The 6352-nt window shown below is 51.5% G+C and carries 6 protein-coding genes; 5 read left to right on the forward strand and 1 reads right to left on the reverse strand.

Going from position 1 to position 6352, the window contains the following annotated elements; translation table 11 throughout:
• The first annotated feature begins 44 nt into the window (after positions 1-44).
• The 4 genes from radA (at position 45) to KDK17_RS14325 (ending at position 4164) form a co-directional block, all read left to right on the forward strand.
• On the forward strand, positions 45-1418 hold the full coding sequence (gene radA, locus KDK17_RS14310; RefSeq protein WP_257288347.1) for a DNA repair protein RadA: 1374 nt from the start codon (positions 45-47) through the stop codon (positions 1416-1418).
• 65 nt (positions 1419-1483) lie between these two features.
• Positions 1484-2107 (forward strand): thiamine phosphate synthase, encoded by a 624-nt coding sequence (gene thiE / locus KDK17_RS14315; RefSeq protein WP_257281254.1) that lies wholly within the window; start codon positions 1484-1486, stop codon positions 2105-2107.
• Between the two features lie 3 nt (positions 2108-2110).
• The gene (gene hemL / locus KDK17_RS14320) at positions 2111-3406 is read left to right on the forward strand and encodes a glutamate-1-semialdehyde 2,1-aminomutase (RefSeq protein ID WP_257281252.1); all 1296 of its coding nucleotides are present in this window, start codon (positions 2111-2113) and stop codon (positions 3404-3406) included.
• 110 nt (positions 3407-3516) lie between these two features.
• On the forward strand, positions 3517-4164 hold the full coding sequence (locus KDK17_RS14325; protein ID WP_257281251.1) for a hypothetical protein: 648 nt from the start codon (positions 3517-3519) through the stop codon (positions 4162-4164).
• Positions 4165-4233: 69 nt separating this feature from the next.
• Here KDK17_RS14325 and KDK17_RS14330 read toward each other — a convergent pair whose 3' ends face one another.
• Positions 4234-4545, reverse strand: a complete 312-nt coding sequence (locus KDK17_RS14330; RefSeq protein ID WP_257281250.1) for a DUF1820 family protein — start codon at positions 4543-4545, stop codon at positions 4234-4236.
• Positions 4546-4863: 318 nt separating this feature from the next.
• On the opposite strand from KDK17_RS14330, the gene KDK17_RS14335 reads away from it, so the two are divergent.
• The coding region (locus KDK17_RS14335; protein WP_257288348.1) for a VCBS domain-containing protein at positions 4864-6352 on the forward strand (1489 nt) is incomplete at its 3' end.

Here is a 6352-nt window from a genome sequence, read left to right on the forward strand (position 1 = left end):
AACGCAACAACAGGCTACCATAGAGTTTTGTCTGAAAGGTTCTGATGGCCAAAGCAAAATCCAGAAAAGCCTACGTCTGCACCGAGTGCGGCAGTGAGTCATCAAAGTGGCAGGGGCAATGCCCGGATTGTAAAGCCTGGAATACGTTCAAAGAAGTCAACCTGGGCCCTGCGGCTTCCCCTTCTATCGGTGCTACTAATAAATCCGGCTTTGCAGGCACACTCAACGGCCTTCAAACCCTCAGTGATGTGGATGTTGCTGAAGCGCCCAGATTCAGCAGCGGCACGTCAGAGTTTGACCGGGTACTGGGTGGTGGGTTTGTCAAAGGCAGTGCCGTCCTGATTGGTGGCCATCCGGGGGCTGGCAAGAGCACCATTTTGCTCCAGGTATTGTGCCATGTCGCCGAGAGCATGAATGCCCTCTATGTTTCCGGTGAGGAATCGCTGCAACAGATTGCAGCCCGGGCCAAGCGCCTCGACCTGCCTACTGATCGCCTGAGGATGCTGGCAGAGACTTCAGCCGAGAACATTGTCGCTGTCGCCGAACAGGAGAAGCCGGGTGTTATAGTGATTGACTCTATCCAGGTGATGTATATGAATGGCGTGGATGCTGCTCCCGGAGGCGTCGCCCAGGTCAGGGAGTCCGCTGCCTTCCTTACCCGCTTTGCCAAGCAGACGGGCACTGTCTTGTTGTTGGTCGGTCATGTAACCAAGGATAATTCTCTGGCAGGCCCCATGACCCTGTCCCATATTATTGATACCCAGATCATGCTTGGAAATACCGATGATTCACGCTTCAGGGTTATGCGGGCTACCAAGAACCGATTTGGTCAGGTGAATGAGCTGGGCATTTTTGCCATGACGGAAAGGGGAATGAAAGAAGTCAAAAACCCTTCGGCCATTTTCCTGTCCCGGGCACCCGAGCCAACCTCAGGCAGCATTATCAATGTTCTGTGGGAAGGTACTCGCCCTCTGTTGGTGGAAATTCAGGCCCTGGTTGTGGACTCGCAACTAGGAAATCCGAGACGTGTAACCGTAGGACTGGATCAAAACAGGCTGGCCATGCTGCTGGCAATACTGACTCGACACGGTGGCATTTTTACCAGTGATCAGGACGTTTTTCTCAACGTGGTCGGGGGTGTTAAAGTCACGGAAACCAGTGCCGATCTGGCCGGTTTGCTGGCGGTTGTTTCCAGTCTGCGCGACAGTGCCCTACCCCAGGATCTTTTTGCCTTTGGGGAAGTGGGCCTTGCCGGTGAGATCAGGCCTGTTGCCAACGGCCAGGAACGCCTGACAGAAGCGGCCAAACATGGCTTCAGAAGAGCCATTGTCCCGGCGGCAAACGCTCCCAGAAAACCCATTGAAGGGTTAACCGTCGTCGGTGTGCACAAATTGTCTGAGGCACTGGAGGCTATCTGAATTATTCGGGTCAACATTGATCCTGTTATACTTTGCGACGAAAATGTTTGAAATCAGGTTAGAAGATGCTCAAAGGTCTATACGGTGTAACCGACAGCCAGCTTCTCCCCGACGATCGTATTCTGATGGAAGCGGTTGAACAGGCTTTGATGGGAGGCATGAAAGTACTTCAGTACCGAGACAAGAGTCTGGATCGTGAAAAGAGGCTCCGTCAGGCCAGTACACTGCGAGTACTCTGCCACAATTACGGTGCGCTGTTTATTATCAATGATGACATTGAACTGGCTGCCGAATCGGAAGCAGATGGCGTACACTTGGGACAACAGGACGAATCCGTAGACTCCGCCCGGAAAAGGCTTGGGGATTACGCTATCATCGGTGTCAGCTGCGAAGGCTCTCTCGATCTGGCTCACACGGCTGTTGAGGAGGGCGCCAATTACATTGCCTTCGGACGTTTTTTCCCCTCACGCACCAAGCCGGACGCCAAACCTGCTGAGCTGTCACTTTTGCCATCTGCCAAAGAGGTCTTTAAAGTCCCTGTTGTAGCTATTGGAGGAATTACCGTGGATAATGCCCCGCAGCTTATTGAAGCGGGTACTGATATGGTGGCAGTGGTTCATAATCTCTTTGCTTCCGCGGATATCCGGACTCGTGCCCGCAGTTTTACTGAATTGTTTAATCAGGAATAGATCATGTCCCTTCCCCATGAGCGCTCCAGCACTCTGTTTACTGAAGCCCAGGCTGTCATTCCGGGGGGTGTGAACTCACCGGTCAGAGCGTTCAAGGGTGTGGGTGGCGAGCCAATCTTCTTCAAAAGCGCCAAAGGGGCCTATGTGCAGGATGTTGATGGCAACCACCTGATTGATTACGTGGGCTCCTGGGGTCCGATGATTCTCGGACATAACCATCCGGATGTTGTCAGCGCCGTTCGCGATCAGTCACTGGATGGACTGAGCTTTGGTGCGCCCACGGCCCTGGAGACCGAACTGGCTTTGAAAGTTCGCGAAATCTTTCCCTCCATGGAACTGCTCAGAATGGTCAACTCAGGCACCGAGGCCACCATGAGTGCTATTCGTCTGGCCCGGGGCTTTACCGGCCGGGACAAGATTGTGAAGTTTGAAGGCAACTACCATGGTCACTCTGACTCACTGCTGGTAAAGGCTGGCTCTGGCGCACTGACTCTGGGGGTTCCAAGCTCTCCGGGCGTCCCTGAAGCGCTGGCAGAAAGTACTATTACTCTGACGTACAACGACCTGAATTCTGTTAAACAGGCCTTTGCAGAAGTAGGCAGTGAAGTCGCCTGCATTATCGTTGAGCCAGTGGCCGGCAACATGAACTGTATTCCCCCCGTCAAAGGTTTTCTTGAAGGTCTGAGAGCAGTGTGCGATGAGCACGGTGCCCTTCTGATCTTTGACGAAGTCATGACCGGATTCCGTGTTGCCCTTGGTGGCGCCCAGGCTCACTATGACGTTAGGCCGGACCTGACAACACTGGGTAAAATCATCGGTGGCGGTCTGCCGGTTGGTGCGTTTGGTGGCCGAAAAAAGGTCATGGAGCACCTGGCTCCGCTGGGGCCGGTTTATCAGGCCGGGACCCTCTCTGGTAACCCGTTGGCTATGGCCGCAGGTCTGGCGACACTGAGAAACCTGAGCCGTCCCGGCTTCCACGCAGAACTCACTGAAAAAGCAACCAGCTTACTGACAGGCCTCAGGGAAAAAGCTTCAGAACACGGTATTGCCCTGCACACCTCTCAAGTCGGAGGCATGTTCGGTTTATTCTTCACTGACCAGCCCAGCGTCAACCGCTTTGACCAGGTCATGGCCTGCGATGGAGCGCTCTACGGTCGCTTCTTTCATGCCATGCTGGATGAGGGAATCTATCTGGCTCCTTCTGCGTTCGAAGCCGGTTTTATATCCGAAGCCCACGGTGATCCGGAGATTCAGAAAACCATTGAGGCAGCGGGCCGCGCTTTCAGAAACTGTCAATAAGGTAATCAATTGACCGTGAAAAATAGTTTGCTGCGTCGTGTTTCATACATGCTTTATTCATGTTTTGGGATGACGCAAAGTAGTTTTCTTCGCTCACGGCTGTTTTCACTATGAGTTCACTGGCTCTTTCAGATGCGGTGCTGGCCGCTGCCAGCACCTTTGCGGTCTTCCTGCTTTGTCAGCAACAGGCATTTGCCGAGATTCACAGAACGGCTACCAAAGGTGCTCTTCTGGGGTTCCTCCTGGTCGCGCTTGCCTCGGCAGCAGGCACCCTGAAGTACGGGTTTTCAGAGATCTGGACCGGCGCCTATCTCTTTCTGAATAATGCTGCCACTTACCTCTCTCCCCCTCTGGTCGGTACGGCGATCGCTCTGCTTCTGTCTAACAGGGAATGGAGTAAACCGGCCTGGGGAAGGATGATCATCGGGCTCTGTCTGGCTTATGAAATAACCCGCTGGTACGGAATTGAAACACTCTACAGGGATGCCCTGCTGGCTGTCAGTCTGCTCATAGCCCTGTACAGTGTCCTCAGAGCCCAGATAGAACCCGGCCCCAAAGGTCTGCTGCTCATTGCCTTCACCAGTTTTTTTATTGGCGGTCTGGTCATTGGCAATCAGGGTACCTTGGGAGGATACCTCAGGCTTAACCTGTTCCGCTATATGATTGCCCTGGGAAGTCTCCTGCTGTCAACCGGTTTGTTTATGCTATTGAAAAACCAGAACCGGACTTTCGAACAGGCAGACACACATCAGGAATGAACAACCACTTTCGCCTGACGGACCAGAAGGTGGCGGGCGCAACCAACGCGTGGGTGCAAACCCTGAGGCTCACGCTGGAGGCAAAGGGAATAGTCTGACGTTATTGCCCTTGGCTTCAGACACCTTGGCTGCCCCTTCTTTTTCAACTTCGTCAATACGGATAATAGACGACAGAGGAATATAACTCCGCTTCACGCCTTCGAAAGTGCTCTTGAGTTTCTCTTCACTGGGGTCGACCAACAACTGGCTGCGCTCACCAAAGGCAAACTCTTCAACTTCAATAAACCCCCAGAGTTCACTCTGGAAAATCTGCCGGGCATAAACTTCAAAGACTTCAGATTCGTTCTGAAAAATAACGCGAAAAACCTGAGATTTCGACATTGACTCCAAACACCTGTGACGCCGGAAAACCTTAATGAAAAACGTTCATTTCCAGAGGCAACCAGGATCTGGTTCTAACGCCTATGGTGTTTTCGGGCATGTAATAACAAAAGGCGGCTAGCATAACACAGACTGTTCGGCCATGAGCCAAAAACAGGGAGTTCATTGGACTTTAGTAATTTTTCAATATCTAAACTATATTTCACGATGGGCTGGTTATGAACATGGTTAAGATTCGGTATGTTTACGGTACGGCAAGTTTCGGGCCCGGTCTTCTTTTTAGCTAATTCTGGTGAACTTAAGCCTCTTGAGTCAGGCATGTCGATTTCTGAAAACACGCTAATTTCCAGCCCCAATGGACATTATGTCATTCTTCAGGGGGATTCAGGATCCCCAATCTCTGTTTCAGTGAAAGACCTTCAGTCTCTGGCCAGTATCTTGTTGAATAATGCTGCTGACTCTGAGGGAGACAATACCTATTCAGCTAGTGATTTACCTGAAAACAGCCTGGATGAAGCAGTAAAGGAAACTAAAACAGTTCAAGCCCACAAGGTCTTGCATTTTACTGAATTTGAAGATGGGCATCATAAGCCAGCGGCTGTTGTAGAACGCGACAACCTTGAAGTAGATGTCTCAAAAGGGCAAGCAATTGCCGGAGACTGGCCTACACACGACTACAGTAGTGTTTTAAATACAGATTCCGGATCAGCTTTGCCATTTGATGAGAAATCTGTTTCAAATTCACTAAATGGGATCGCTGCTCCGCAAGTAACAGAAGCCACATCAGAGTTATCAGGGAGGGTTGCTTCGAACGATTTACCCCTGACGATTGTCGGTAGTTTTGTTAATCAGGTATACGAAGATTCGCAGATCAGTGCTCACGGGCAATTTGATTTAAAGGGTGGGGAAGGCACTTTTCCCAGACAAACTTATCAGGGGAAATATGGTGTTCTGACTATTGAGGCAAATGGCGTATGGGGCTATTCGCTGGATAACAGCGCATCCAATGTTCAGGGGCTTAAGGACGGACAGCGTGTATCTGAGCATTTTGTCGTATATGCTCAAAATGCAAATGGCGTTGATTTCTCCCATGCTTTTACTGTTGATGTTCAGGGTACTAACGATCTGCCAGTGGTAAATGGCGGGCACGTTGGCAAATCAATTGAAGGTGCCAGCCAGCCGACCACCGGAAGAATGACCTCCACCGATGTTGATGCGGGCGACACTGCAACCTACTCCACCACGGTGAAAGTGCCAGGGTTTACGTTAAGTGCCGATGGCACCTATTCTTTCGATCCGACCCATCCGGCCTACAATGGTCTTGCTCAAGGCGACACGCAAAGAATCGTGATCCCGGTCACGGTGACTGACGGTAGTGGCGGTTCTGATACTAAAGCTTTAGTGATGACAGTCAGCGGTACTAACGACGCCCCTGTGCTTGATCAGATACAGACGCAAAGTGCTACTGAATATGGTCGTCAACTGAAGGGCCAGATTACTTCACAAGACCCGGACGCCCACGCAACAGCCACATACTCAATCGCTTCTCCGGTTGGTGGCTTTGCGCTCAACCGTGATGGTCATTATATCTTCGATCCGGGCCACACCGCGTATCAACACCTTGCCGCCGGTCAGGATAAAACAGTGACTATCCCCATTACGGTCACTGATCAACACGGAGCCACCGACACGCAAAATCTGGTGATTATCGTACATGGTCAATCCCGTTCGGCAGTGATCATCGGAATAGACTCCGGTAGCGTCACTGAAGACGCTTCATTACAAGTCACTGGTAGCCTGAGTATCA

The organism is Endozoicomonas sp. SESOKO2 (genome assembly GCF_024606245.1).
Taxonomy (GTDB): Bacteria; Pseudomonadota; Gammaproteobacteria; order Pseudomonadales; family Endozoicomonadaceae; genus Endozoicomonas_A.